The sequence below is a fragment of the Pseudomonas sp. D5(2026) genome (assembly GCF_057766845.1).
In genome coordinates, this window is record NZ_CM173421.1 from 3,067,269 (window position 1) to 3,091,331 (window position 24,063).

Below are 24,063 nucleotides of genomic sequence, written 5' to 3' on the forward strand. Positions count from 1 at the left end.
ATCAAGTCAGACCCTACATGCCTAAACTGGTCGACAGCCTCATGTTCCCATGCTGGGCTGGCGGTAATCGAAGGTGCGGCTGCTCGGGGATGTCCACCAGCGTGCTGGAGTCATCGCAGATGATCATGGTGTGGCCTTCGGCGGTGTGCTCGAAGTAGTAGAACATCCCCTCTTCCTTCAGCAGGCGCTGGACGAAGTTGAAGTCGGTCTCGCGGTACTGGGTAATGTAGGTATAGCGCTTCTGCGGGCGGGTCAGGCGGAACTCATGACGGAAGAACGCCGGGCACAGGGCGAATACTTCGGTGACCACCTCCTCGACCGAGTTGCCCTGGAAGATCCGCGTGTCGAAGCGGTTCTTGAGCATCGAGAACCACGGGTCGAGGGTAGCGGTGTAGCGCGCCATGCCGCCGTCGCTGGCGATGCGTGTGAGGTAACCGGTGATGTAGCGCAGGTCGCCTTCGGACAACTCGATTTCGATGCTGACGTGCTGCCCCATCATGGATTTGAGTGGTACGCCGGAGGCTTCGCAGACCAGCAGCAGTTCGTAGTTGAACGCCCGCGACAGACCCTCGACGCCCTTGAAGGTTTCTAGCAGCAGTTGCTGCTCGGGATTGGCCAGGTTGTGGAACTTGAACAGGCGGCGGTTCTGCGGCGACAGCAGCGCGGAGTCGAGGTCCATGATCATGCGAATCTCCTTGAAAACACGGCCAGCACGCTAACGCGGTGCTCAGCTACAACTCTGATGGTGCGGGCGTATCCTGCAGACGCGCGTGTCGCGCAAGCTGTACGGGATCATGCGACTGCCTGCTCCAGGAAAAGTGCCACCATGCATCGAACTTGATGCGACCTGGTTCACATTCCCGAATGCCGGGCAGGCAGAACTGCCCAAAGGAAACACCGGCAAAAACTACCCTGTCAACACGCTGCTGGGGATCAACCTGAATCGCCCCTGGTTTCATAGAGTGCGATCCATGAACCCCACCTTCTAAAAGATAGGGCCTCAGCTTACCGTGGTATCTCTGGCGAGCAGTTCCATGGCAGCAAGGCTTCGTAGTCTGAGACCGACGACGCATACGGCAGGCGCTCAAGTACGTGGCGCAGCCACGTATAGGGCTCCTGGCCGTTGACCTTGGCGGTCTCGACCAAGCTGTATATCTGCGCACTTGCCGTGGCGCCCTTGGGCGTGTCACTGAACAGCCAAGCCTTGCGCCCAATGACAAACGGTTTTATCGCGCGCTCTGCCAGGTTGTTGTCGATTGGCAAATGGCCCGCTTCGACATACCGTTCCAGGCGGCTCCAGTTGTTTGCCAGGTAATGCACCGCCTTGCCCAATACGCTTTGCGGCGTCACCTGGGCGTACGTCTTGTCCAGCCAGCTTTTCAGCTGACCGAGGATCGGTAAGCTTCTTTCCTGGCGACCGATGAACCGCTGTTCGTCGCTGACCTCCTTGAGGTCGCGCTCGATGTCATACAGCTTATTGATCATCGTCAGCGCCACATCGGCTCGTCCGGTCTTACCCTTGGGCTGCACCTTTTGTGCTTCGACGAACTTGCGGCGCGCGTGAACCATGCATGCCAGTCGCTCGATACCGGGCTGCAACGCCAAAGCGTTGTAACCCGCATAATCGTCGGTCATCACATAGCCGCGATAGCCTTGCAGCAGACGCAATGGTACTTCCTGCGCACGGCTGGTGGTGTAGTCGAACAGCACAACTTGTCGATCAGGCGGGCCACTGGCTTGCACCCACATCCAGGATTGGCTGGTCGGGTCTCGATCCGGTTCTTTCAACACCTGGACGCGAGTCTCATCGCAATGAATCACCGGACTTTCCAGCAGCCGATCACGCATCAGGTTCAACAGCGGCTGGAAGTATTTACTGCACTGGATCACCCAACGCGCCAGGGTTTGTCGTGGAACCTCGATGCCGTGGCGGGACAGCACACTTTCAAACCTGTGTAGCGGCAAGCCATCGACGTACTTGGTCGTCAGCAGCATGGCCAGCACGCTTGGGCTGGCCATGCTTTTTTCGATTAACTGGGCGGGCTTGTCAGCAGTGACAGGAGCAGTCTCGCAACCACGGCAGCCATAGATCTTGCGCACGTGTTTGAGTACGCGGATCTGCATCGGCACGATATCGAGCTGCTCGCTGGTTTCTTCGCCGATGACATGCTTGCGGCAACCGCAGGTGCAGGTCAGTTCGTGTTCGGGCAACTCATGGATAACTTCGATACGTGGCAGATTAGCCGCCAGTGGCTTGCGCTTGCCACGGCGCTTGACCGGGACAACGACTTCTTCATCGGCATCATCGACTACAGCCAGCAGAGGGTCATTTTCCGCTTCATCGAACATGGCCAGTTGCGGCGTTTTGGGATCGACGGTTTGCTCGGACTTGCGGCCAAAGAAACGGTCACGCCATAACTTGATTTGTTCTTTCAGATCGTCAATTTGGACGATGTGGGCCTGATTGACTTCCTGCTCGCGCAAACGGGCAGCATAGCTCTCAAGCAATAATTGCTTGAGCAGGGCAGGATCGTCTGGGAGATTGTCGGGCACGGAAATCATGCCGCGGATTATACCGGGTCAGGCGACGTAGCGCGGAGTCAAAACCTGATGAGGACGGTTGCGCCAAAGGTCGAAACCGTCGAGCAGCCAATTGAGTTCTTGGACGGTCAGGACAATCGCTTCGTCGCTGGGCTCAGGCGACATTTTGAAGCGCTCGGCTTCCAGGCGCTTGAGCCAGAGGCAGAAGCCGTTGCGCTCCCAGTACAACACTTTGATCCGATTACGCGCCTTGTTGAGGAAGACGAAGAGCACGGGGTCGAACACGGCGACTTTGATATCCAGTTCTACCAAGGCAGTAAGGCCGTCGATGGACTTTCGAAAGTCCACAGGCTTGGGGTAGAGGTAGACTTTTTCGACTTTGCTGTCGGGGCGCATCATGCAGGGCTGGCTCCAGAAGGAAATCGGGAGCACAGCATCGGGCATCAGGTAAGCGCTTTGAATGTGGGGTTCATGGAGCACTTACGTTTCATAGACACCTCCAAGCCTCATAATGAGGCCCAAATAGGAGGTGCCATGAGTCGTCAGCGTTACCCCGAAGAATTAAAGATCGAAGCGGTCAAGCAAGTGACCGAGAAAGGTAAACCTGTCGCCGATGTCGCCCAGCGCTTGGGCATGTCCGTGCACAGCCTCTACGCCTGGATCAAGGTCTACAGCAAGCCCCAAGAGCAGCGTCAGCAAGACGACGATCAGCAGGCCGAACTTCGCAAGCTCCTCCAGCTGGCGCTGGACGAAGTTGAAGTCGGTTTCACGGTACTGGGGTGACGTAGGTGTAGCGCTTCTGAGGGCGGGTCAGGCGGAACTCGTGACGAGAGAACGCCGGGCACAGGGCGAACACCTCGGTAACCACTTCCTCGACCGTGTTGCCCTAGAAGATCCGCGTGTCGACGCGGTTCTTCAGCATCGAGAACCACGGGTTGAGGTTAGCGGAATAGCGTGCCATGCCGCCGTCGCTGCCGATGCTGGCAAAGCGTGTGAGGTAGCCGGTTATGTACTGAGCGCCACCTTCGGCCAGCTCGATTCGGATACTGACGTGCTGGCCCGGCATCGACTTCAGCGGTACGCCGGAGTCTTCGGCAATCTCGCCAGGGCCAGTGTTAAAATAGAAAGTAAAACATCCGACCGCCTCAAAGCCAGCGGTCGTCACCTAAAATTTGCATTTTAAAGACCGCCAATCCCAGTAACTTCTGCCTAGCAAACCCCATCATCCAGCAAAAACAAAACCGTTCAAAGCCTCGACCAATTGAGAATACGTGAGTACTTCTTCATCTTTCCGGTTACAAACTAGAGTAAACACTTCTTTTTTTGGAGACAGGACTTCCACCACTTCGCCCTTATAGTTTGTAATCTCAATAAATCCATTAATCACACCACCGATATTCTCTATCTCCGATAATAGTGTAGGGTACTTCATCAACACGCCAGCCTCATCGGTGCCGGTTTCAGTCCCTGGATTATCAAAATACACTTTAATTTTAGGACAAACCTTCCTACTCCAACGAAAGACAGGAATCATACGCTGAATCATTTCTTTAAATTCACCCTCAGATTCGCCTCCCGAAAACTCACACCGATGTATAGGAATACAAAGATGCAAGTTCTCTCGTTTAGCCTCCAGCCGTCCTTTCAAGCTGCCGTGATAAGTATTGGGCACAACCAACACATGAGTAAACTCATACTTATTCGGAGCAATATCAAATATTATAGTCTTATCCTGGCTCAAGGAGTCAGGCGCCTGCTCAACAACCTCCAAAGAAAACTCCCTGTCACTTACGCCCTCAGATATAACCAGCAGGTCTCTCCTATCTGCACTTTTCAAACAATATTCATAAACTACTTTGGGAAGCTTGTGCTGAAAAAAATAGCAACCGGCGTATTCATCCACGCAAGCAAAGGACTGCAATAAGTCACCTTTAGAGAACATACCAACCTCAGTCATCGTCTCGCCCTCATGCCCTCTGGCGATCAGGTCGCAAAAACGAAATCGACTGAAAACTGCTAGCCGAGAAATAGTCTTCGAATCATCACCTAGCCTGAAAGTTTCGCGCAAAGCCACTTCCCCTGGGCTCGCTGGCTTACGGCATGCACTGCCTATATTCAATCTTATCGCAAACATTCATACCTAACATCACTCGTTAGAGTCAGAGTTCTCCAAAAAAATTGACATCCATGAGTCCATCACATTCCATAAATCGATTCCTTCTGTGGGACTTTCTGGCTTTTCATGCCACCAGATAAAAGCCTCGTCTTTGAATGGGTCATCACCTAAAGCCAAATAATCACCAGCGCCGCTAGAAAAAACTCCTAGCATATCAGGAAGCGTCGGATAATCTTCATCGCACAAATCCTTGATTGGAACAAAATCTTCCAACCTTGATGGCCCCATAGTACAACCAATATAGAACCCAAAGCCATTATGCAACCTTGAATAGAACTGCCTGAAGCTCGCAGGAAGGCAGGGATAACTATCGAGATCTGACCCTTCAACGCCTAGCGGAGCCCCCCCCATATAGAAATACAAATCACCACCCTCGCCATATACATACATGAGATACGGCCTATCACTCACTGCCAAAACAGTTCCTAACACACATTTGTCGAGCCACGCGCTTACCCAAGGCAAAAACTCAGAAAAATCAGCCCACTCCACAGGAATATGTTTTTTTTCACTATCGAGAAAACCAAACCCAAGCCACTGCTTGGGAAAGTCTACTTCAAGAGGAACATCGTCAGCTGAAAAATACACATCATAACCCTTTAGCTCGCCTGTAATACGCAGCCTTAAAGAATCAGACCAATTCATCTTCATATCACCTCAATACCCCAAAAGCAAACCATTGATATACTGCTGTAATTCCGGCTCCAATTTAGCGGCCTTATCTATCATGGCAGAACGAAACGCCGGACCAACAGAAATACCCCCCTTCTTGTACAGCTCCCACTCAGTGAAAGACTTTGCTCCTTTTGACGTATTTGCCACTTCACTCAACCCTTGGAGGTTCGGCTCGTACTTTAGCACCTTTACTTGACCCTCGAAAGTCAACCGGGAAAAGATCTCCATTTCTGTAATTTTCTTCATGGGAACAAGGAGAACCGGTTTTTTTACAAGCTTGACGTTATCAAGGTTAGAGCCAAATCTCTGAGACTTAAACTCATATCGCGCATCGAAAGCTTTCCCACCTTTGGCCCTAATACCGCCCCCAAGTAGAGCACCACCAAATGCCATCAGTTTCTGGCCATCAGAGCCTTCACCAAATAGCTCACCGCCAGCCCAATGCCCCGCAATACCACCTGCCAACCCCGCCATCACCAACACTGGACTTGCCAGTGCAAAAGCGCTAGCCAGCCCCAACGCCATCACCGAACGCTCAAGCCAAACAGGAACTTCCGGGGCAATTGCATCAGTCGTCGCTGTTCCCCCTTCTATACACACATTGGGGGAGCCAGTACTTATTTTTGCATCACAAACTGTCCGGTCACCGACTCGATCCGCAGGCTGACCATTGATATAAACCGAGTCACTACCCTGGGCCAATATCTTAGCCCCCCTAGATGATCCGAACACTCGGCATTATCCAGATGAGCCCTCGCAGCAGGCTTCCATTTATATAAACGTTACTTGAGCCTGATCGTATTTACCCTGTTTCACTACAAGCGAAAGATAGGCTACCAATCAGTTGACCGATCCAGCGCCGGTAGCTGCTCCCGCGCCAACCATCGCGGCTAGCGCTACAGCCGCAAGCCCGCCGGTCCCGATAACGGCAATACCTATGAGTGCCGCGCCTGCACCAATTGCTAAGCCAGCAAGCAATCTACCTAAAGCGCTGGAGTGCTCGATTGGATCATCTAATCTCGCAGCAGCCGCAGTCATGCTGATTCGGCCTGTTCAGCATCCCCTCGTTCGCGGGCAGATAGCGCAGTTGAAGACTTTCAACCAACGTATCGAAAGCACTACGCTCCTCCGCCGTCATGCCTTTGGGACTGTGGCCGGGGCGTTCGCCTTTGGCGCCGGCATTGGCCTGCAGGTCGGCAACCTGATCCTCATGGGCCTGGGCTGTCCGCCATCGCCGAGTATTTTTATCAGGTCCTGCCGGCCTGTCGACCCTTCAGCAAGGCCTGGTTCGCCGAGGATGGCCTCAAGCCCGCTGGCCTGGACCCGAGCGGCGGTTCCGCGGCGAAGGCCCAGGAGCGTGTCGAGCGTGCTGTACGCCGGCTTGCTCGCGGGTAGGAGCAGTTGGTGCTGCTGCTACTGACCGCCATCGTCACCTACCTTACTCGGGGGCAGCTGAAGGCGGCGTCATGAGCAGCATGGAAAGCGTTGCCGCCCGGAGCGCTCGGCTGCAAGCCGAGATCTCCAACAAACAGCTGGCGGCCTGGTTGGCGAAGAATGAGCAGAAGCTGTTGGCGCAGCCGGAGTTGCAGCCCAAAGAGGCCACACCGATCTCTCGTGCAAAAGCGCAACCGGAGCCATTGCGACCACTACCCGATCGACCACCCATTGCTCAGGCACCGGATAAGCCAGGCTTAATGGAAGTTTCCCGTAGGGAGTACGTGAACAAGAAGTTCGCTCGAACGGGTAACTTGGCACAGGACATCAACATACGAGGCAACCAGGAAACTGCTGTAAACTTCTTCAAGTCACAGGGCTCTAAGCCTGCCGACTACGAAGCTACATGAACGGCTTGGACTTCACTCAACCAGTCTTCACGGAAACAGTCAACCGGAGCAAGACACTTTGGCAATTCCAGGTGCCCGGCGGCCGGCAAGGCATGTGGTACTCTCCTACCCCTGACGTGGTGCCAGGGCAACTGGGGATCAACCCGCTTGGCCAGATCTACAAAACGGAAAACATCGTGCTCAAGATCGGGAACGTCTACCAGAGCACTGAGAAGGTCACGCTGCTGAGGAGCACCTCGGCACCGGTGCTGGATACCTGGTCCGTTCCTTCCCCACCCTATAACGCCATTGGCGGTGCTCGGCAGATCACCTCTGGCCAACGCGAGCTCTTCAAACTGATAACACCAGGTGCATTATGAAACCCACAACCCCCCTCGGCTATGTACAGAAGGCTATCGACATGACCGCGCAGCGGAACAAGGCCTGTCCCGCTTACCCCATTTATGGGATGCTATTAAACCAACTTGACTATGTGAAAGCCGTGTTCGAAGGGCGTGAGCAAGATAAATCGAAACTCCACCAACTCAGTATCGGTGCCATTGCCTCGAAAGAATTCGAAGAAAATGACCCCGAGTTGGCCAGAGCACTGAAAGACGCCTATTACGTAGCCATCCAGTCGGCTCGTGGCCTCAAAATTCAACTGCCCGATTGATTGCCGACGTTCGATCAGGCCCGCCACTGAACATCGAGCGCAGTCACTGACGAAAGCTATAAACCCTACACCCAGCAGGCTGAGCCACGATGGACATTTACGCACTCCGGCAAAAATCGATAGCGCTGCGTGTCATCATTGACCGGCTGAAGTCACACGACCCGGCCGCCATGAAGTTGAGTGTAGAACTGACGCTCTTGTTGAACGCGGCAAAGCAGCAGCGGATCCGCACCCCGATGGAATGGCGTGACATCCCCGGAAGCTATCTGTTCACCGAAGAAGGGCTGCAGCAGTATGCCGATCTCGAGCACGCCTTCGCCGAGTTTCGTATCGAGCTGTCCGGGGGCGAGTCCCCTACCCTGCACAAGCTCAAGGCGCGCATGGGGGAGAAACCCTCCCAGGGATGATGGGCGGGCAGCCTTGCCATCTTTTCATGAGTTCAATCCATTTGATCAATCAGACACAGAGCGCCAATTGTGCCTAATCTAAGCGTCTTGACCAGAAAGCACATAATCAACATGCAGAAACAAAGCGCATCTAAGGAAGCGCCGATCAACTTGCCGTGCGGGGCGGTAAGTTGATATTTCCCCATCACGCAGAGCTATCTATCGAAAAAGCGCTCAATGCGTCATGTTTTCAGAGGCTTTTCGCCCAGATTTCCCTTTTAAGCGCGCAGTTCACCCATACCCATCAGCTGTTTTCCAGCCATCCTCAGGTTCGACACGGCGAACAGTGTGGTCAACTGAGCCGTGTTTTTCATCAGCCCACAAAAACGCACTTTCACGTAACCGAAATGGCGCTTGATCCCCCGAAACGGATGCTCGACCTTGGCACGTGTCCGAGCTTTGCAGTTAGTTTGCTGCACTTGAATCGTCAGCGTTTTCTCATCCCCATCCAAAACTTCTAACTCAGCAGTTGCAGGATCATATGGCCTTCAACCAAACGAACGCCTCCCACTGCTCGACGGGTTCAGGCAGTCTGACCAAGGCAGCCGTGAAAGCTTCGACAGCATCAGGATATCGACGTTTTTCCATCAGCAGATTACCTGTTCACTAAGAACCAGTATCTCCTCATGAACCTGATCTGGTAAAAATCCCATTCTTTAACCTTTGAAACCAGCAAAGAAGGCGAGATACTTTTTATCAAATCCCTTGAATGCTCTCTCGCCGCCCATTTCGAAAGCTTTTTTCATTTCGTCAAATGCATGTCTCTCCTCACCCAACCCGAGAAAACATGCACCAAGAATAATAAAACTGGACGTTTCTCGAGGTGGTTTCGACTCAACCGCCTTGAGCGCCCATATCTTCGCACTTTCATAATCTTGCTGCTTTAAATAGACCTCGGAATTGCATTTTTCGATCCAATGGGAAAGATCCCACTGCTCTTTTGGGTCAGGAAGCATACTCCACGATTCTTTGTACTTTTCTAAAGCAGCCTGATAATCTCCTTTCTCTTGTAATTCATTTCCAGACTCCACAACCACTACTATTCTTTGAGACAGCTGCAAGTTCACTTCCGACAGATCTTTCATAAGCGCCTCAATTCTGAAAACTTTCGTGCGGACCAACAATATTATCTGGCGACCGGTAAAACTGATTCAATTTTGCACCTGCCGACCTGTTGTACGAATAATGCTCTAGATCATAGCTCTTCGGATCCAGCATCCACTTCATGACCTCCTTAGACTTAGCTCCAAAGAATCCACCTCTATCATTCCAATATGTCACCGCATCATACTTATTTGCCATATCGGCCTCTCGAACCGGATACCACTGCTTATCGGTCGAGCTTTTAAATTCCATCGAGTCACTTTTACCTCTAATTCGACCCTCGCCTCTCATATTTTCAATTGAGTGCGATCCATGAACCCCACCTTCTAAAAGATAGGGCCTCAGCTTACCGTGGTATCTCTGGCGAGCAGTTCCATGGCAGCAAGGCTTCGTAGTCTGAGACCGACGACGCATACGGCAGGCGCTCAAGTACGTGGCGCAGCCACGTATAGGGCTCCTGGCCGTTGACCTTGGCGGTCTCGACCAAGCTGTATATCTGCGCACTTGCCGTGGCGCCCTTGGGCGTGTCACTGAACAGCCAAGCCTTGCGCCCAATGACAAACGGTTTTATCGCACGCTCTGCCAGGTTGTTGTCGATTGGCAAATGGCCCGCTTCGACATACCGTTCCAGGCGGCTCCAGTTGTTTGCCAGGTAATGCACCGCCTTGCCCAATACGCTTTGCGGCGTCACCTGGGCGTACGTCTTGTCCAGCCAGCTTTTCAGCTGACCGAGGATCGGTAAGCTTCTTTCCTGGCGACCGATGAACCGCTGTTCGTCGCTGACCTCCTTGAGGTCGCGCTCGATGTCATACAGCTTATTGATCATCGTCAGCGCCACATCGGCTCGTCCGGTCTTACCCTTGGGCTGCACCTTTTGTGCTTCGACGAACTTGCGGCGCGCGTGAACCATGCATGCCAGTCGCTCGATACCGGGCTGCAACGCCAAAGCGTTGTAACCCGCATAATCGTCGGTCATCACATAGCCGCGATAGCCTTGCAGCAGACGCAATGGTACTTCCTGCGCACGGCTGGTGGTGTAGTCGAACAGCACAACTTGTCGATCAGGCGGGCCACTGGCTTGCACCCACATCCAGGATTGGCTGGTCGGGTCTCGATCCGGTTCTTTCAACACCTGGACGCGAGTCTCATCGCAATGAATCACCGGACTTTCCAGCAGCCGATCACGCATCAGGTTCAACAGCGGCTGGAAGTATTTACTGCACTGGATCACCCAACGCGCCAGGGTTTGTCGTGGAACCTCGATGCCGTGGCGGGACAGCACACTTTCAAACCTGTGTAGCGGCAAGCCATCGACGTACTTGGTCGTCAGCAGCATGGCCAGCACGCTTGGGCTGGCCATGCTTTTTTCGATTAACTGGGCGGGCTTGTCAGCAGTGACAGGAGCAGTCTCGCAACCACGGCAGCCATAGATCTTGCGCACGTGTTTGAGTACGCGGATCTGCATCGGCACGATATCGAGCTGCTCGCTGGTTTCTTCGCCGATGACATGCTTGCGGCAACCGCAGGTGCAGGTCAGTTCGTGTTCGGGCAACTCATGGATAACTTCGATACGTGGCAGATTAGCCGCCAATGACTTGCGCTTGCCACGGCGCTTGACCGGGACAACGACTTCTTCATTGGCATCATCGACTACAGCCAGCAGAGGGTCATTTTCCGCTTCATCGAACATGGCCAGTTGCGGCGTTTTGGGATCGACGGTTTGCTCGGACTTGCGGCCAAAGAAACGGTCACGCCATAACTTGATTTGTTCTTTCAGATCGTCAATTTGGACGATGTGGGCCTGATTGACTTCCTGCTCGCGCAAACGGGCAGCATAGCTCTCAAGCAATAATTGCTTGAGCAGGGCAGGATCGTCTGGGAGATTGTCGGGCACGGAAATCATGCCGCGGATTATACCGGGTCAGGCGACGTAGCGCGGAGTCAAAACCTGATGGGGACGGTTGCGCCAAAGGTCGAAACCGTCGAGCAGCCAATTGAGTTCTTGGACGGTCAGGACAATCGCTTCGTCGCTGGGCTCAGGCGACATTTTGAAGCGCTCGGCTTCCAGGCGCTTGAGCCAGAGGCAGAAGCCGTTGCGCTCCCAGTACAACACTTTGATCCGATTACGCGCCTTGTTGAGGAAGACGAAGAGCACGGGGTCGAACACGGCGACTTTGATATCCAGTTCTACCAAGGCAGTAAGGCCGTCGATGGACTTTCGAAAGTCCACAGGCTTGGGGTAGAGGTAGACTTTTTCGACTTTGCTGTCGGGGCGCATCATGCAGGGCTGGCTCCAGAAGGAAATCGGGAGCACAGCATCGGGCATCAGGTAAGCGCTTTGAATGTGGGGTTCATGGAGCACTTACTAACCAGCCGGTTCTCACAGTCATAGCTGAAGTGCTGCAGCTTGCTGTGCCCCGAGCGCTTCTCGATCAGGTTGCCCCACGGGTTGTAGCGGTACTCCTGATCGCGCCACTGTTTGATCCGGTTGTCCTTGACCTTGTCGAACTGCCGCGCATTGAAGTCCAGGCGGTTGGCTGCCGGGTCGTAGCGGAATTCCTCGCTGCCGATCAACGAGCCGGTATCGCGACTGCGCAACTGGCCGTTGGCTTCGTATTCGTCCTTGATCTCGCCGCGTAGCTTGTCGAGGGTACGCACCAGTTCACCGGCCGGGTCGTACTGGTAACGGCGGTGGATCGGGTTGTGGCAGGCTGAAGTCGATTTCATCGGGGATCAGCTTGCGGCCCGTCGCGATGTCGACGGGGTTGCCGACCAGGCCGCCGATAGCTCTGCGGGCCACGGGTTCGACCACGTAACGGCTGGCCACCTCACCGGCGACGAAGCCGGACGTGAACTTCAGGGCGCAAGGCATGACGGCTTTCATGCCGGCTTGGGTACCGGCCTTGGTCAACTGGGTTAATATTTAGTAGATAGTTTATAAATCACCTTGTATCAATAGCAATTAGAGCTCATCAAACTCCGCCCATGGATCATACTTATAGGAACTATCCACCTTACTAAACGAAACCCCCTTTAAATCACTTGCCGCCAACAAGAACCGCTCACTGCAAAATAACTCCAGCGTCTCTTGGCAACGAAAAATATCACTTTTTACAGATTTAGAAACCACAAACAAGTCTATTTTATCAATACTCACCGAGCCAGGGTAAAGCGGACTGTTAATTATGACGCCGCTGTCAATATCTTTTGACACTTCGTATATGGAACGCTCTTTATCCATCGCCACCAAGCTTTCGCCCGGAAGAAAAATAAAAAATTCACCCTGTCTTATTTTGTTTCCAGATTTCAAGTCAAAGGGAACAGCCCTGTACTTGGCGCCCACACTATCGCAAACGTCTAAGAATTTTTTTGAAACATATATAGCGCCGACCTGATAAAAATCGAAATCTAAACTTCCAAAATCCAAATCCAAACTCGTCAATTCAAGGCTATAGTGATGCTTTATATCCAACCTTTCAGGATTCGATTCGTAGGGATCCCATTCGAATTTCTGGCAATTGAAAAAACCTGCCATGCTCACAGGACATCCTGCCTCCGTCGAGTTATAGCTCATAACATAGTAATTCTCTTCATTCTCACTCATAGCAAGCGCCCCGTAATCGCATCCACTACAAACCTGTTATAAAATTATGCGTTCAATTCCACACCTTACAAACAGCATCTCACGACACATCAAAACATAGCCCAGGCTCTACAGCCTCAATATCGACCATTAGCAATGGATTAATAATAGGCTCATTTTCTTCCCTGCTGGCAGTGATTACCGACAGCGGAGGTCCAACGCCGACATTTGGAATGTAAAAACCCATGACACTGATTTCGACCTTCAACAACTCCCCTTCCCCACCTATGTGTATCTTTGGAAAGCTCTTGCCAAGGCATTCAGGCCAATTCAGCAAAAACTCACCTGGAACAACGCTTGGATTTTGAATATCATGACGCAATCTATAGGTACCTTGAAACTGGGGATTCATGAGTTTTGGGATATAAGCAGCATCTTCAGGCCCGCTCAAGCCATACAGATAATAGTGCCACGGCGTCATCCCCCAAATTAAAACTAATAAGCCTTCCGAAAACAGCTCATTGGCAATTTCAGTCTGGCAGAATGCGTCCTTAAGATTAATAACGCCACTACCCAACCTGGAAATAACATACTCATTCATTTTATCCAAGTCAGCAAGGAAAAAACCCAACTCTCCGTACCCATCATACACCGGACGCTTGGAACTTGATTCTATGTGCGTGCCTACATCGCCGCTAGAGAGGGAAACCGTGACATGCAATATTTCGGAGTATTGCAGTAGCGGCTTAATATGATCCGGCACCTCACCAAACGCTTCCAGCGGAACTTCTAATGAAATTTCAACAAACAACTTGTAGAAGTTTCGAGCCTGCCTCTGTTCGTCCAGCAATAGTTTTTCGCAGCCGAGATCTAGTACAACTGGCCCGTCGGACTCGACAATTATGGATATTTCCTTGGAGGAAATCTCTCGCGCACGCACAGCACTAGCATATCTAGCTCGCTCTTCACCAAACCAGCCTACAACAACTTTTCTCTGGATAGACCCAAACTCGCCAAAATCGAATTCATTCAACCCCACTACCGCACTACCAATCTCTAGCTTACCGCCAGCCACTAGCCTCGAATCATTAACTGTTACGTAACTAACTTTAGCGTTATTCATCAACTACACCCTGGCAAACTTGCACCTTTGGATCGCGCCCATGCCTTGGTTGCTGCCCAACCCTCGGCAGGGGAAACATTTGCAGCAATAATACGCCCAGGATTTCCGTTCTCAACAAGCCTTAAATCCCCTCTAAGGTGGGAAATTTCCGGGCTATTGTAATGTGCCTCCAACGACTGCAACCATTTCTCATTCGTTAGGCCTTCGGATTTGAAAGCATCTAGCGTCACGGCCGGCTTGGTACTCGCGCCCAAACCATTGTAACCGTGCATACCGCTGTGCTCCATTCTATTCCATTGCCCAGGCTCCAGCCAGAGCATGGAAGGGACGTTATTAAATGAGTTGAACGGGGTATCCCTAAAGAGGTAGCTAAAAAATGAGGAACCATGTGATGCCCCACTTTAACTGGGTTGGCCAATGGCATCCAGCCGAGAGGATCAATCCATAGTATTGGATTCGGGCCGTAACGATAAAGATTATCCCCCATCAAACCTAATGGATCCTGCACTATAAATCTACCCATTTCAGGATCATAATAGCGGAACATATTATAATGCAGACTTGCCTCATGATCGAAGTACTGCCCTTGGAACCGAAGGTTCTGCTCGACCTTATCGACAACCAATTGCTTTATCGAACCCCAAGACCGATACGTCGCCTGCCAAACAATCTTGCCATCGCTGTCCGTTAGCTCCAGCGGCGTACCAATCTGGTCAGTATGGAAGTAGTAAACCTTCTGCCCTTCCCCTTCAACCTGATCAACCCGCGCCAACGGCGCATAGCTACCCGGCTCGTACAGGTACAAGATGCTCTTCGCAGGCGATTCCTCCCGCAGCATCCTCAGCCCCTGCCAGAGGAAGCGCTTCGTAAGGGATCCATCATCCCCACATTCCAACCGTCCACCTGATTCCCGATGCTGTGCTCCCGATTTCTTTCTGGAGCCAGCCCGCCATGATGCGCCCCGACAGCAAAGTCGAAAAAGTCTACCTCTACCCCAAGCCCGTGGACTTTCGAAAGTCCATCGACGGCCTCACTGCCCTGGTCGAACTGGACATCAAGGTCGCCGTGTTCGACCCGGTACTTTTCGTCTTCCTCAATAAAGCCCGTAACCGCATCAAGGTGTTGTATTGGGAGCGCAACGGCTTCTGCCTTTGGCTCAAGCGCCTCGAAGCCGAGCGTTTCAAAACTTCACCCGACGCGACCGACGAAGCTATCGTGCTGACCGTCCAGGAACTGAATTGGCTACTCGACGGTTTCGAACTCTGGCGCAACCGTCCGCATCAGGTTTTGACTCCTCGTTTCGTCGCCTGACCGGGTAATCCGGGCCATGATTTCAGTGCCCGATAACCTTCCTGACGACCCTGCCGCGCTCAAACTACTGCTTGCGCAGTTGTTGGTCGAGCGCACGGTCGACAAAGGTCAGATCGTCGATCTTAAAGGACAGGTCAAGCTGCTGCGTGACCGATTATTCAATCGCAAGTCCGAGCAAACCGTCGAGTCCAACACGCCCCAACTGGCGTTGTTCAATGAACCCGAAAGTCAGTGGGTACCTACCGCTGATGATGCCGACGAAGAAGTTGTTGCGCCAAGCAAGCAGCGCGGCAAACGCAAGCCACTGTCGGCTGACCTGCCACGCATTGAAGTCATTCATGACTTGCCCGAGCACGAACTGACTTGCGCCTGTGGTTGCCGCAAACACGTGATTGGCGAGCAAACCAGCGAACAGCTCGACATCGTGCCGATGCAGATCCGTGTGCTTAAACACGTACGCAAAATCTATGGCTGCCGTGGCTGCGAAACCGCGCCGGTCACCGCTGACAAGCCGGCCCAATTGATTGAAAAGAGCATGGCCAGCCCCAGCGTGCTGGCGATGTTGCTGACCACCAAGTACGTCGATGGCCTGCCGCTGCACCGCTTCGAGACGGTGCTGAACCGACATGGTATCGAGATCCCCCGGCAAACCCTGGCCCGCTGGGTCATCCAGTGCAGCGAACACTTTCAGCCACTGCTGAACCTGATGCGTGACCGCCTGCTGGAAAGCCGTAAGTGCTCCATGAACCCCACATTCAAAGCGCTTACCTGATGCCCGATGCTGTGCTCCCGATTTCCTTCTGGAGCCAGCCCTGCATGATGCGCCCCGACAGCAAAGTCGAAAAAGTCTACCTCTACCCCAAGCCTGTGGACTTTCGAAAGTCCATCGACGGCCTTACTGCCTTGGTAGAACTGGATATCAAAGTCGCCGTGTTCGACCCCGTGCTCTTCGTCTTCCTCAACAAGGCGCGTAATCGGATCAAAGTGTTGTACTGGGAGCGCAACGGCTTCTGCCTCTGGCTCAAGCGCCTGGAAGCCGAGCGCTTCAAAATGTCGCCTGAGCCCAGCGACGAAGCGATTGTCCTGACCGTCCAAGAACTCAATTGGCTGCTCGACGGTTTCGACCTTTGGCGCAACCGTCCTCATCAGGTTTTGACTCCGCGCTACGTCGCCTGACCCGGTATAATCCGCGGCATGATTTCCGTGCCCGACAATCTCCCAGACGATCCTGCCCTGCTCAAGCAATTATTGCTTGAGAGCTATGCTGCCCGTTTGCGCGAGCAGGAAGTCAATCAGGCCCACATCGTCCAAATTGACGATCTGAAAGAACAAATCAAGTTATGGCGTGACCGTTTCTTTGGCCGCAAGTCCGAGCAAACCGTCGATCCCAAAACGCCGCAACTGGCCATGTTCGATGAAGCGGAAAATGACCCTCTGCTGGCTGTAGTCGATGATGCCAATGAAGAAGTCGTTGTCCCGGTCAAGCGCCGTGGCAAGCGCAAGTCATTGGCGGCTAATCTGCCACGTATCGAAGTTATCCATGAGTTGCCCGAACACGAACTGACCTGCGCCTGCGGTTGCCGCAAGCATGTCATCGGCGAAGAAACCAGCGAGCAGCTCGATATCGTGCCGATGCAGATCCGCGTACTCAAACACGTGCGCAAGATCTATGGCTGCCGTGGTTGCGAGACTGCTCCTGTCACTGCTGACAAGCCCGCCCAGTTAATCGAAAAAAGCATGGCCAGCCCAAGCGTGCTGGCCATGCTGCTGACGACCAAGTACGTCGATGGCTTGCCGCTACACAGGTTTGAAAGTGTGCTGTCCCGCCACGGCATCGAGATTCCACGACAAACCCTGGCGCGTTGGGTGATCCAGTGCAGTAAATACTTCCAGCCGCTGTTGAACCTGATGCGTGATCGGCTGCTGGAAAGTCCGGTGATTCATTGCGATGAGACCCGCGTCCAGGTGTTGAAAGAACCGGATCGAGACCCGACCAGCCAATCCTGGATGTGGGTGCAAGCCAGTGGCCCGCCTGATCGACAAGTTGTGCTGTTCGACTACACCACCAGCCGTGCGCAGGAAGTACCATTGCGTCTGCTGCAAGGCTATCGCGGCTATGTGATGACCGACGATTATGCGGGTTACAACGCTTTGGCGTTGCAGCCCGGTATCGAGCGACTGGCATGCATGGTTCACGCGCGCCGCAAGTTCGTCGAAGCACAAAAGGTGCAGCCCAAGGGTAAGACCGGACGAGCCGATGTGGCGCTGACGATGATCAATAAGCTGTATGACATCGAGCGCGACCTCAAGGAGGTCAGCGACGAACAGCGGTTCATCGGTCGCCAGGAAAGAAGCTTACCGATCCTCGGTCAGCTGAAAAGCTGGCTGGACAAGACGTACGCCCAGGTGACGCCGCAAAGCGTATTGGGCAAGGCGGTGCATTACCTGACAAACAACTGGAGCCGCCTGGAACGGTATGTCGAAGCGGGCCATTTGCCAATCGACAACAACCTGGCAGAGCGTGCGATAAAACCGTTTGTCATTGGGCGCAAGGCTTGGCTGTTCAGTGACACGCCCAAGGGCGCCACGGCAAGTGCGCAGATATACAGCTTGGTCGAGACCGCCAAGGTAAACGGCCAGGAGCCCTATACGTGGCTGCGCCACGTACTTGAGCGCCTGCCGTATGCGTCGTCGGTCTCAGACTACGAAGCCTTGCTGCCATGGAACTGCTCGCCAGAGATACCACGGTAAGCTGAGGCCCTATCTTTTAGAAGGTGGGGTTCATGGATCGCACTCGGAAAGCCCGGTGATCCATTGCGATGAAACTCGCGTGCAGGTGCTCAAAGAGCCGGATCGTGATCCGACCAGTCAATCCTGGATGTGGGTGCAGGCCAGTGGCCCGCCTGATCGACAAGTCGTGCTGTTCGATTACACCACCAGCCGCGCGCAGGAGGTGCCGCTGCGCCTGCTGGAGGGCTATCGCGGTTACGTGATGACCGATGATTACGCCGGCTACAACGCGTTGGCGCTACAGTCGGGCGTTGAACGACTGGCGTGCATGGCGCATGTCCGGCGTAAATTCGTCGAAGCGCAGAAGGTGCAGCCTAAGGGCAAGACCGGTCGCGCCGATGTTGCGCTGACGATGATCAACAAACTGTATGGCATCGAACGCGACCTCAAGGATGCCAGCGATGAACAGCGATTCCTCGGTCGTCAGGAACGAAGCCTGCCGATCCTTGAGCAGTTGAAAAGTTGGCTCGACAAGACGCACTCACAGGTGACACCGCAAAGCGTACTGGGCAAGGCGGTGCTTTACCTGGCAAACAACTGGAACCGCTTGGAGCGGTATGTCGAGGCGGGCCACCTGCCGATCGACAACAACCTGGCAGAGCGGGCCATAAAGCCGTTTGTGATCGGGCGCAAAGCTTGGCTGTTCAGTGACACGCCCAAGGGAGCCACGGCTAGCGCGCAGATCTACAGCTTGGTCGAAACCGCCAAGGTCAACGGCCAAGAGCCCTATACGTGGCTGCGCCACGTCCTGGAGCGACTGCCGCACGCCTCATCGATAGCAGACTACGAAGCGCTGCTGCCATGGAACTGTTCGCCAGAGATGCCACGGTAACCTTGGCTTCCACCTTCTGGTAGGTGGGGTTCATGGATCGGTTACCGTTTTCTCACCCCCCTCCAAAACCTCTAACTCATCAGTCGCAGGATCATAAGTGGCAGGCTTAGTGCACCCAAGATCGACAAGTCGCCCATAATTAGACTTATCCTTAACGGCATATTTATCAAGTATCTCCTCAAGTTGCTTTGCATACTTTTCTTTTAGCTGAGAATCTTCTACCCCCTGAGCCAGGCTTTTTTTACGCTGGCCAAAGAACTCAACCTCCCAGCAGTTCATTTCCCTCATGAAAGCTACTAGTTCACTAGGAGTGATTCAGCACTATATTTCCTTAGTCATTTTAATTCCAAAAAATACCTTCAAGAATTTTCTCGCCTTTACAATACACATCACAGATTGGCGATGATAAGATCCAGCCCCAAAAAAAACAGACGTTACATTCATGCCATTCCCAATACAGACTCAACGGCGCTAAAGTATTTTATATCTTCGTCTTTGAAAATATCTACCCCTTCCAAAAAATATGCTTTGCATAAATAATCCAACGCATCTGGATTTTCTTGTTCGTATAGACACTCGCCTAAACGAAGAATTACGAACGCATTCTGTGCGCCGTCCGGGCCGTTGGCGGCTTCAAAAAACTCGCTCAAGGCCCGACTATAGTCCTGCATAAAAAATAGAGCGTCCCCAATACTGGCCTTCAACCAAACGAACGCCTCCCACTGCTCGATGGGTTCAGGCAGTTTGACCAAGGCAGCCGTGAACGCTTCGACAGCATCAGGATATCGACCTTTTTCCATCAGCAGATTACCCTGTTCACTAAGAACCAGTATCTCCTCATGAACCTGATCTGGTAAAAATCCCATTCTTTAACCTTTGAAACCAGCAAAGAAGGCGAGATATTTTTTATCAAATCCCTTGAATGCTCTCTCGCCGCCCATATCGAAAGCTTTTTTCATTTCGTCAAATGCATATCCCTCCTCACCCAACCCGAGAAAACATGCACCAAGAATGATAAAACTGGACGTTTCTCGAGGTGGTTTCGACTCAACCGCCTTGAGCGCCCATATCTTCGCACTTTCATAATCTTGCTGCTTCAAATAGACCTCGGAATTGCATTTTTCGATCCAGTGGCAAAGATCCCACTGCTCTTTTGGGTCGGGAAGCATACTCCACGATTCTTTGTACTTTTCTAAAGCAGCCTGATAAGCCCCTTTCTCTTGCAGTGCATTTCCAGACTCCATAGCCGCTACTATTCTTTGATACAGCTGCAAGTTCACTTCCGACAAATCTTTCATAAACACCTCAATATTGAAAACTTTCGTGCGGACCAACAATATTATCTGGCGACCGGTAGAACTGATTCAATTCGGCCGGTCCTGCTAGATTTGCCAGGAGTTCTGCCCAGATACTCTGTTCGACAGCTTAGCCCCCAAGGATCAATCCATCCAGTGGTACTAGGTGCAAAAATGTATAAATTATCACCACCGAGCAAGCTTATAGGGTCATGAGAAATAAATCGTCCAATTTCAGGATCATAATATCGGAACGTATTGTAATGAAGCTCCGTTTCAACATCAAAGTACTGGCCCTGGAGCCGTAGATTCTGCTCGACTTCATTGATCGCCAGTTGCTCAATCGCCCCCCAAGACCGATACGTCGCCTGCCAAACAATCTTGCCCTCGCTGTCCGTCAACTCCAACGGCGTACCAATCTGATCCGTATGGAAGTAATAGACCTTCTGCTCTTCCCCTTCAACTTGATCGACCCGCGCTAACGGCGCATAGCTACCCGGCTCGTACAGGTACAAGATGCTCTTCGCAGGCGTTTCCTCCCGCAGCATCCTCAGCCCCTGCCAGAGGAAGCGCTTCTGTTCGACCTCGCCCTTGATTTCAGCCTGCTTGGCCACCCGCCCCCCAAGGCTGTCGTACCGGTACTCGCCTTGGCTTTCCAGCTTGCCATTGACCAACGTCTCCGCCCGCACCAGCCGGTTCTCGCAGTCATAGCTGAAGTGCTGCAGCTTACTGTGCCCCGAGCGCTTCTCGATCAGGTTGCCCCACGGGTCGTAGCGGTACTCCTGATCCCGCCACTGTTTGATCCGGTTGTCCTTGACCTTGTCGAATTGCCGCGCATTGAAGTCCAGGCGGTTGGCTGCCGGGTCGTAGCGGAACTCCTCACTGCCGATCAGCGAACCGGTATCGCGACTGTGCACCTGCGAAAGCTTGTCGGCCGGCAAGCTCGAGGCAAACTGCCAGGCCTTGCGCCCCATGGCGTCATAACCGAAGCAACTGGTGAGCTTGCCCTGGGTCCGGTACACCTCGCGGTGCAGGTCATCGCGCTCCATGTCGCTGATCACCTGACCATCTAGATTCAGCTGGTGCAGATGACCGCTGCCGTAGTACAGGTGATTGACCTTGCGCCCATCCTGCAGGGTCAGCGTGGTCAGGTTGCTGAGTGGGTCGTACTCGTAGCCGAGCGTGCCGTAAGGGCTGATTTCTTGGGTCAGCCGACCGAGCAGATCGTAGGCGTACTCAAGCTTTTCTTCCGCGATCCCAAGCTGCTTGCCGATCCCGGTCGGTTGCCGCTCGATGCTCAGCAACCGGTCACCGTCGTCGTATGCGAATGTCTGGCTCGCATCACGGTTGAGCTTGGCAATCAAACGGCCAATGGCATCACGCTCAAAGAGCGTATGGCGCTCTGGCCGCTCGGCATTCTCGCCATAGCCAATCTCATCCAGTCGTGTGAGATGGCCACCGACGTTGTAGCTGAAACGCCGGGTCAGGTTATCCACCCGCACTTCTTCGCTCAGCCGGTCCGAAGCGTCGTAGGCAAAGCTGTACGTGGCGTTGTTCTCGTTGACCAGCGCGGTCAGGCGAATGGCCTTGTCGTACTCGTAGCGAACCCGCTGGCCCTTGGCATCCTGGCGGCTGCTCGGCAGGCCACGGGCCGTGCGCATCAGGCGGGTGGTCTGGCCCTTGCCGTCGGTGTGGCTGAGCACCTGACCGTAGACGTTGTAGGTGAAGCTTTCCGTGGTGCCGTCCGGGTGGCTGATGCGCAGCACTTCGCCGTCGGGCTTGCGCTCCAGCGTGGTGGTCTGGTTCAGCGCGCCTGTTACCGCGACCAGGTGCTGGCGCTCGTCATAGCGGTAGTACGTGCTCTTGCCCGAGCAGTCCTGATAGCGTTCGACCTGGGCCAGGGTGTTCCACCACAGGTACTTGGACTTGTAGGTCGCATCGATGATGGTGTGCGGCAGGCCGTCATCGCTGTTCAGGTACTCGGTCATCTGGCCGAGGGCATCGAATTCGGCGAGCAGGTTGCCCTTGTCGTCGTAACGCGCTCGCCAAGTGGTGCCGTCCGGGTAGCTGACCTGGGTCACCAGCATGGTCAGGTGGTGATATTCGTACTGGGTCTTGCGGCCGAGCGGGTCGGTCTCTTCGAGCAGGCGGGAGAATTCGTCGTACTTGAATTGCAGGCGGTTACCGTCCGGCAAGGTCAGGCCAACCATATTGCCGTGTTCGTCCAGCTCGATGGCGTAACACTCGCCGCCATAGTCGCGGCTGGCGACCACGCGGTGGTCGGCGTTGTACTGCACTTCCAGCTCGCGGCCGAGCACGTCGGTGGCCCAGCTGGTGCGGCTATCGAGATCGTAGCGGAAGTGGTAGTGCTCGCCGTCGCTGGTCCAGTGTTCGACCACGCGTGGCTTGTCGCCCTGGGTTTGCCAACGGTAGTGGCAGCCCAGCCCCAGCGCGTTGCTCTGGGTCACCATCAGGCCGTCGGCGTAGCTGAAGCTGCGCACGGTGTCGCCGTTGCGGTTGATCACCGCGCTCAGCTGGCCGTGTTCGTCGTAGCGGTACTGTGTGAGCGTTTCAACGGCCTAGTTGTCGAATTATCGGCTAAAAGAGCAATCTCGCCTGACTGCTGCAGGACGTTCTATTCAGTGTGACTCGTTTACTGGAATGACTGAGGCTAACGCCTCAGCCCTCCGACGTTAAGTTATTAAAGATCCCAGCCACACTAAATCCACTTAGAAAGTATAGCGCCGAAGGTTGAATTAAAGCCAGCATTCACTGACATTCACGCTAAAGCGCTAAAGCCAGTAAAAGCTTTCAGCCTTCAGTGCAACACCTCACACACTCACTGATCAACTTGATCCTCATGAATCAAGGACCCAATGAACTCATGAAATGAAAACGAAAGAACCCGTTGAGAACTGATGTGATTTAGATGCATATCAATATCGGGCTGAAAAATGTCCACCGCAAAATAAATCACCTTGCCCTCATTTTTATCAAGGCAAATAAAGTTACCCGCCTCATCTACGGAAAATGGCACCAAGTGTGCTGGCAAGACATTCCTGCTCACCATCAACCTGAAACAACCACCTATGTACTTAGTCTCATTCTTGTCTACAGCGCCATCACTAGCAATACTCTTAAAATCTTCAACTCTAATCGGCTCATAATTTTCCTCTTCCGCCCAAAATGCCCGATTAGGCTCACCCCCATTGAAGGTCAGGTATAGCGCCCTAAATTCCGCAGGAAATCTCATACCGATTTCAGACTCAAGTGCATCAATATCAAGCCCTGAAATAGCGACATCAGAATTGAAGAGTTTAAAATCATCCACCATATAGTCCTCAACAAGTTGTAGACGTTATTTTTTGTGGGCGCCCTTTCAGCCACCCCTTGTCCTGCGAGATAGCTACAGTTTCAGGTGTCCCGTAAGATCCAGAAGGCAAACCGAAATGCTTCTCGAATTGTGCCACCGACCCTGTATGGGGCAACGAAGCCTCGTGCGCGGCCTGAGTTACTAACTGCATTGTTCCCTTACCAGTTACAGGATCGAAATCATCCAAATGATGCCAAGTATATTTACCAATCGATTTGACCTGAGCCTTTGACAAACCAGCTTGCTTGTAAGCTTCAGTAAAGTCTCGACCTCGAGACCCTTGCATTTGAATAGATACGATATTTTTTGGTTGCCGGT

General features: G+C 53.2%; 24 protein-coding genes and 10 pseudogenes. 10 read left to right on the top strand and 24 right to left on the bottom strand.

The window, feature by feature from the left end; genetic code table 11:
• Window positions 1-55: 55 nt before the first annotated feature.
• Window positions 56-685, bottom strand: a pseudogene (locus tag AC3B5Q_RS14225) (type VI secretion system Vgr family protein); the annotation flags it as partial.
• 85 nt (window positions 686-770) lie between these two features.
• On the opposite strand from AC3B5Q_RS14225, the gene AC3B5Q_RS14230 reads away from it, so the two are divergent.
• Complete coding sequence (locus tag AC3B5Q_RS14230) at window positions 771-989, top strand: hypothetical protein (RefSeq protein WP_488392640.1); 219 nt, start codon at window positions 771-773, stop codon at window positions 987-989.
• A gap of 16 nt (window positions 990-1,005) precedes the next feature.
• Here AC3B5Q_RS14230 and tnpC (AC3B5Q_RS14235) read toward each other — a convergent pair whose 3' ends face one another.
• Entirely contained in the window at window positions 1,006-2,562 is a 1,557-nt protein-coding gene (tnpC, locus tag AC3B5Q_RS14235; RefSeq protein WP_488392641.1) for an IS66 family transposase, read from the bottom strand.
• 18 nt (window positions 2,563-2,580) lie between these two features.
• On the bottom strand, window positions 2,581-2,940 hold the full coding sequence (tnpB, locus tag AC3B5Q_RS14240) for an IS66 family insertion sequence element accessory protein TnpB (RefSeq protein ID WP_019437365.1): 360 nt from the start codon (window positions 2,938-2,940) through the stop codon (window positions 2,581-2,583).
• Between the two features lie 135 nt (window positions 2,941-3,075).
• Between tnpB (AC3B5Q_RS14240) and AC3B5Q_RS14245 the strand changes: the two are divergent.
• Window positions 3,076-3,273, top strand: a pseudogene (locus AC3B5Q_RS14245) (transposase); the annotation flags it as partial.
• On the opposite strand, the pseudogene AC3B5Q_RS14250 reads toward AC3B5Q_RS14245, so the two are convergent.
• The 5 genes and pseudogenes from AC3B5Q_RS14250 to AC3B5Q_RS14270 form a co-directional block, all read right to left on the bottom strand.
• Window positions 3,259-3,640 (bottom strand): annotated as a pseudogene (locus tag AC3B5Q_RS14250) (phage late control D family tail protein); the annotation flags it as partial. The pseudogenes AC3B5Q_RS14245 and AC3B5Q_RS14250 overlap by 15 nt on opposite strands.
• 123 nt (window positions 3,641-3,763) lie before the next feature.
• A complete protein-coding gene (locus AC3B5Q_RS14255) occupies window positions 3,764-4,498 on the bottom strand; it encodes a hypothetical protein (protein ID WP_488392642.1) in 735 nt (244 codons plus the stop codon).
• A gap of 189 nt (window positions 4,499-4,687) precedes the next feature.
• The gene (locus tag AC3B5Q_RS14260) at window positions 4,688-5,362 is read right to left on the bottom strand and encodes an SMI1/KNR4 family protein (protein ID WP_028696994.1); all 675 of its coding nucleotides are present in this window, start codon (window positions 5,360-5,362) and stop codon (window positions 4,688-4,690) included.
• A 12-nt stretch (window positions 5,363-5,374) separates the two neighbouring features.
• Window positions 5,375-6,124, bottom strand: coding sequence for a PAAR domain-containing protein (locus AC3B5Q_RS14265; RefSeq protein WP_321141940.1), 750 nt, complete (start codon window positions 6,122-6,124; stop codon window positions 5,375-5,377).
• A gap of 108 nt (window positions 6,125-6,232) precedes the next feature.
• Window positions 6,233-6,430: a hypothetical protein gene (locus AC3B5Q_RS14270; protein WP_441295759.1), complete on the bottom strand. Its 198-nt coding sequence runs from the start codon at window positions 6,428-6,430 to the stop codon at window positions 6,233-6,235.
• Window positions 6,431-6,536: 106 nt separating this feature from the next.
• Between AC3B5Q_RS14270 and AC3B5Q_RS14275 the strand changes: the two are divergent.
• The 3 genes and pseudogenes from AC3B5Q_RS14275 to AC3B5Q_RS14285 all read left to right on the top strand — a co-directional run.
• A pseudogene (locus AC3B5Q_RS14275) lies at window positions 6,537-7,595 on the top strand (polymorphic toxin type 46 domain-containing protein); the annotation flags it as partial.
• The gene (locus AC3B5Q_RS14280; RefSeq protein WP_021785022.1) at window positions 7,592-7,888 is read left to right on the top strand and encodes an immunity protein Tsi6 family protein; all 297 of its coding nucleotides are present in this window, start codon (window positions 7,592-7,594) and stop codon (window positions 7,886-7,888) included. The pseudogene AC3B5Q_RS14275 and the gene AC3B5Q_RS14280, both read left to right, overlap by 4 nt.
• Before the next feature lie 89 nt (window positions 7,889-7,977).
• Window positions 7,978-8,295: a hypothetical protein gene (locus tag AC3B5Q_RS14285; protein WP_021785021.1), complete on the top strand. Its 318-nt coding sequence runs from the start codon at window positions 7,978-7,980 to the stop codon at window positions 8,293-8,295.
• A gap of 257 nt (window positions 8,296-8,552) precedes the next feature.
• On the opposite strand, the pseudogene AC3B5Q_RS14290 reads toward AC3B5Q_RS14285, so the two are convergent.
• The 10 genes and pseudogenes from AC3B5Q_RS14290 to AC3B5Q_RS14335 all read right to left on the bottom strand — a co-directional run.
• A pseudogene (locus AC3B5Q_RS14290) lies at window positions 8,553-8,735 on the bottom strand (transposase); the annotation flags it as partial.
• A 255-nt stretch (window positions 8,736-8,990) separates the two neighbouring features.
• A complete protein-coding gene (locus AC3B5Q_RS14295; protein WP_103469031.1) occupies window positions 8,991-9,419 on the bottom strand; it encodes a tetratricopeptide repeat protein in 429 nt (142 codons plus the stop codon).
• Between the two features lie 7 nt (window positions 9,420-9,426).
• Window positions 9,427-9,690: a GH-E family nuclease gene (locus AC3B5Q_RS14300; RefSeq protein ID WP_275967266.1), complete on the bottom strand. Its 264-nt coding sequence runs from the start codon at window positions 9,688-9,690 to the stop codon at window positions 9,427-9,429.
• 94 nt (window positions 9,691-9,784) lie between these two features.
• On the bottom strand, window positions 9,785-11,341 hold the full coding sequence (tnpC, locus tag AC3B5Q_RS14305; protein WP_488392643.1) for an IS66 family transposase: 1,557 nt from the start codon (window positions 11,339-11,341) through the stop codon (window positions 9,785-9,787).
• A gap of 18 nt (window positions 11,342-11,359) precedes the next feature.
• A complete protein-coding gene (gene tnpB / locus AC3B5Q_RS14310; protein ID WP_019437365.1) occupies window positions 11,360-11,719 on the bottom strand; it encodes an IS66 family insertion sequence element accessory protein TnpB in 360 nt (119 codons plus the stop codon).
• An 86-nt stretch (window positions 11,720-11,805) separates the two neighbouring features.
• A pseudogene (locus tag AC3B5Q_RS14315) lies at window positions 11,806-12,144 on the bottom strand (HNH/ENDO VII family nuclease); the annotation flags it as partial.
• Window positions 12,101-12,310 carry a hypothetical protein gene (locus AC3B5Q_RS14320; RefSeq protein WP_274150149.1) on the bottom strand — a complete coding sequence of 70 codons (210 nt, stop codon included), beginning with the start codon at window positions 12,308-12,310 and terminating at the stop codon, window positions 12,101-12,103. The gene AC3B5Q_RS14320 and the pseudogene AC3B5Q_RS14315, both read right to left, overlap by 44 nt.
• A gap of 90 nt (window positions 12,311-12,400) precedes the next feature.
• On the bottom strand, window positions 12,401-13,042 hold the full coding sequence (locus AC3B5Q_RS14325) for an imm11 family protein (protein ID WP_275967269.1): 642 nt from the start codon (window positions 13,040-13,042) through the stop codon (window positions 12,401-12,403).
• 79 nt (window positions 13,043-13,121) lie between these two features.
• Window positions 13,122-14,144: a hypothetical protein gene (locus tag AC3B5Q_RS14330; protein ID WP_275967270.1), complete on the bottom strand. Its 1,023-nt coding sequence runs from the start codon at window positions 14,142-14,144 to the stop codon at window positions 13,122-13,124.
• A 424-nt stretch (window positions 14,145-14,568) separates the two neighbouring features.
• Window positions 14,569-15,009, bottom strand: a pseudogene (locus AC3B5Q_RS14335) (RHS repeat domain-containing protein); the annotation flags it as partial.
• 86 nt (window positions 15,010-15,095) lie between these two features.
• Between AC3B5Q_RS14335 and tnpB (AC3B5Q_RS14340) the strand changes: the two are divergent.
• From tnpB (AC3B5Q_RS14340) to AC3B5Q_RS14360, 5 genes and pseudogenes are all read left to right on the top strand, one after another.
• The gene (tnpB, locus tag AC3B5Q_RS14340; protein WP_223271162.1) at window positions 15,096-15,455 is read left to right on the top strand and encodes an IS66 family insertion sequence element accessory protein TnpB; all 360 of its coding nucleotides are present in this window, start codon (window positions 15,096-15,098) and stop codon (window positions 15,453-15,455) included.
• A 16-nt stretch (window positions 15,456-15,471) separates the two neighbouring features.
• Window positions 15,472-16,188 (top strand): annotated as a pseudogene (locus tag AC3B5Q_RS14345) (IS66-like element ISPpu15 family transposase); the annotation flags it as partial.
• An 83-nt stretch (window positions 16,189-16,271) separates the two neighbouring features.
• Entirely contained in the window at window positions 16,272-16,631 is a 360-nt protein-coding gene (tnpB, locus tag AC3B5Q_RS14350; RefSeq protein ID WP_019437365.1) for an IS66 family insertion sequence element accessory protein TnpB, read from the top strand.
• 18 nt (window positions 16,632-16,649) lie between these two features.
• A complete protein-coding gene (gene tnpC, locus AC3B5Q_RS14355) occupies window positions 16,650-18,206 on the top strand; it encodes an IS66 family transposase (protein ID WP_488392644.1) in 1,557 nt (518 codons plus the stop codon).
• Between the two features lie 46 nt (window positions 18,207-18,252).
• A pseudogene (locus AC3B5Q_RS14360) lies at window positions 18,253-19,077 on the top strand (IS66-like element ISPpu15 family transposase); the annotation flags it as partial.
• A 30-nt stretch (window positions 19,078-19,107) separates the two neighbouring features.
• Here AC3B5Q_RS14360 and AC3B5Q_RS14365 read toward each other — a convergent pair.
• The 6 genes and pseudogenes from AC3B5Q_RS14365 to AC3B5Q_RS14390 form a co-directional block, all read right to left on the bottom strand.
• Window positions 19,108-19,365 carry an NTF2 fold immunity protein gene (locus AC3B5Q_RS14365; RefSeq protein WP_275967272.1) on the bottom strand — a complete coding sequence of 86 codons (258 nt, stop codon included), beginning with the start codon at window positions 19,363-19,365 and terminating at the stop codon, window positions 19,108-19,110.
• A 152-nt stretch (window positions 19,366-19,517) separates the two neighbouring features.
• Window positions 19,518-19,943 carry a tetratricopeptide repeat protein gene (locus AC3B5Q_RS14370; protein WP_275967273.1) on the bottom strand — a complete coding sequence of 142 codons (426 nt, stop codon included), beginning with the start codon at window positions 19,941-19,943 and terminating at the stop codon, window positions 19,518-19,520.
• Between the two features lie 3 nt (window positions 19,944-19,946).
• Window positions 19,947-20,375 (bottom strand): hypothetical protein, encoded by a 429-nt coding sequence (locus tag AC3B5Q_RS14375; protein WP_103444340.1) that lies wholly within the window; start codon window positions 20,373-20,375, stop codon window positions 19,947-19,949.
• A 113-nt stretch (window positions 20,376-20,488) separates the two neighbouring features.
• Window positions 20,489-22,951, bottom strand: a pseudogene (locus tag AC3B5Q_RS14380) (RHS repeat-associated core domain-containing protein); the annotation flags it as partial.
• A 260-nt stretch (window positions 22,952-23,211) separates the two neighbouring features.
• Window positions 23,212-23,703: an SMI1/KNR4 family protein gene (locus AC3B5Q_RS14385; RefSeq protein WP_488392645.1), complete on the bottom strand. Its 492-nt coding sequence runs from the start codon at window positions 23,701-23,703 to the stop codon at window positions 23,212-23,214.
• A gap of 10 nt (window positions 23,704-23,713) precedes the next feature.
• Window positions 23,714-24,031 (bottom strand): HNH endonuclease, encoded by a 318-nt coding sequence (locus AC3B5Q_RS14390; RefSeq protein ID WP_080671182.1) that lies wholly within the window; start codon window positions 24,029-24,031, stop codon window positions 23,714-23,716.
• Between the last annotated feature and the right edge of the window lie 32 nt (window positions 24,032-24,063).

What these genes read in the sequence shown, in the direction of transcription:
- tnpC (WP_488392641.1), bottom strand. Translation starts at nt 2,562, where the DNA reads ATGATTTCCGTGCCCGACAATCTCCCAGACGATCCTGCCCTGCTCAAG.
- tnpB (WP_019437365.1), bottom strand. Translation starts at nt 2,940, where the DNA reads ATGATGCGCCCCGACAGCAAAGTCGAAAAAGTCTACCTCTACCCCAAG.
- AC3B5Q_RS14255 (WP_488392642.1), bottom strand. Translation starts at nt 4,498, where the DNA reads ATGACTGAGGTTGGTATGTTCTCTAAAGGTGACTTATTGCAGTCCTTT.
- AC3B5Q_RS14260 (WP_028696994.1), bottom strand. Translation starts at nt 5,362, where the DNA reads ATGAATTGGTCTGATTCTTTAAGGCTGCGTATTACAGGCGAGCTAAAG.
- AC3B5Q_RS14270 (WP_441295759.1), bottom strand. Translation starts at nt 6,430, where the DNA reads ATGACTGCGGCTGCTGCGAGATTAGATGATCCAATCGAGCACTCCAGC.
- AC3B5Q_RS14280 (WP_021785022.1), top strand. Translation starts at nt 7,592, where the DNA reads ATGAAACCCACAACCCCCCTCGGCTATGTACAGAAGGCTATCGACATG.
- AC3B5Q_RS14285 (WP_021785021.1), top strand. Translation starts at nt 7,978, where the DNA reads ATGGACATTTACGCACTCCGGCAAAAATCGATAGCGCTGCGTGTCATC.
- AC3B5Q_RS14295 (WP_103469031.1), bottom strand. Translation starts at nt 9,419, where the DNA reads ATGAAAGATCTGTCGGAAGTGAACTTGCAGCTGTCTCAAAGAATAGTA.
- AC3B5Q_RS14300 (WP_275967266.1), bottom strand. Translation starts at nt 9,690, where the DNA reads ATGGAATTTAAAAGCTCGACCGATAAGCAGTGGTATCCGGTTCGAGAG.
- tnpC (WP_488392643.1), bottom strand. Translation starts at nt 11,341, where the DNA reads ATGATTTCCGTGCCCGACAATCTCCCAGACGATCCTGCCCTGCTCAAG.
- tnpB (WP_019437365.1), bottom strand. Translation starts at nt 11,719, where the DNA reads ATGATGCGCCCCGACAGCAAAGTCGAAAAAGTCTACCTCTACCCCAAG.
- AC3B5Q_RS14320 (WP_274150149.1), bottom strand. Translation starts at nt 12,310, where the DNA reads ATGCCTTGCGCCCTGAAGTTCACGTCCGGCTTCGTCGCCGGTGAGGTG.
- AC3B5Q_RS14325 (WP_275967269.1), bottom strand. Translation starts at nt 13,042, where the DNA reads ATGAGTGAGAATGAAGAGAATTACTATGTTATGAGCTATAACTCGACG.
- AC3B5Q_RS14330 (WP_275967270.1), bottom strand. Translation starts at nt 14,144, where the DNA reads ATGAATAACGCTAAAGTTAGTTACGTAACAGTTAATGATTCGAGGCTA.
- tnpB (WP_223271162.1), top strand. Translation starts at nt 15,096, where the DNA reads ATGATGCGCCCCGACAGCAAAGTCGAAAAAGTCTACCTCTACCCCAAG.
- tnpB (WP_019437365.1), top strand. Translation starts at nt 16,272, where the DNA reads ATGATGCGCCCCGACAGCAAAGTCGAAAAAGTCTACCTCTACCCCAAG.
- tnpC (WP_488392644.1), top strand. Translation starts at nt 16,650, where the DNA reads ATGATTTCCGTGCCCGACAATCTCCCAGACGATCCTGCCCTGCTCAAG.
- AC3B5Q_RS14365 (WP_275967272.1), bottom strand. Translation starts at nt 19,365, where the DNA reads ATGAGGGAAATGAACTGCTGGGAGGTTGAGTTCTTTGGCCAGCGTAAA.
- AC3B5Q_RS14370 (WP_275967273.1), bottom strand. Translation starts at nt 19,943, where the DNA reads ATGGGATTTTTACCAGATCAGGTTCATGAGGAGATACTGGTTCTTAGT.
- AC3B5Q_RS14375 (WP_103444340.1), bottom strand. Translation starts at nt 20,375, where the DNA reads ATGAAAGATTTGTCGGAAGTGAACTTGCAGCTGTATCAAAGAATAGTA.
- AC3B5Q_RS14390 (WP_080671182.1), bottom strand. Translation starts at nt 24,031, where the DNA reads ATGCAAGGGTCTCGAGGTCGAGACTTTACTGAAGCTTACAAGCAAGCT.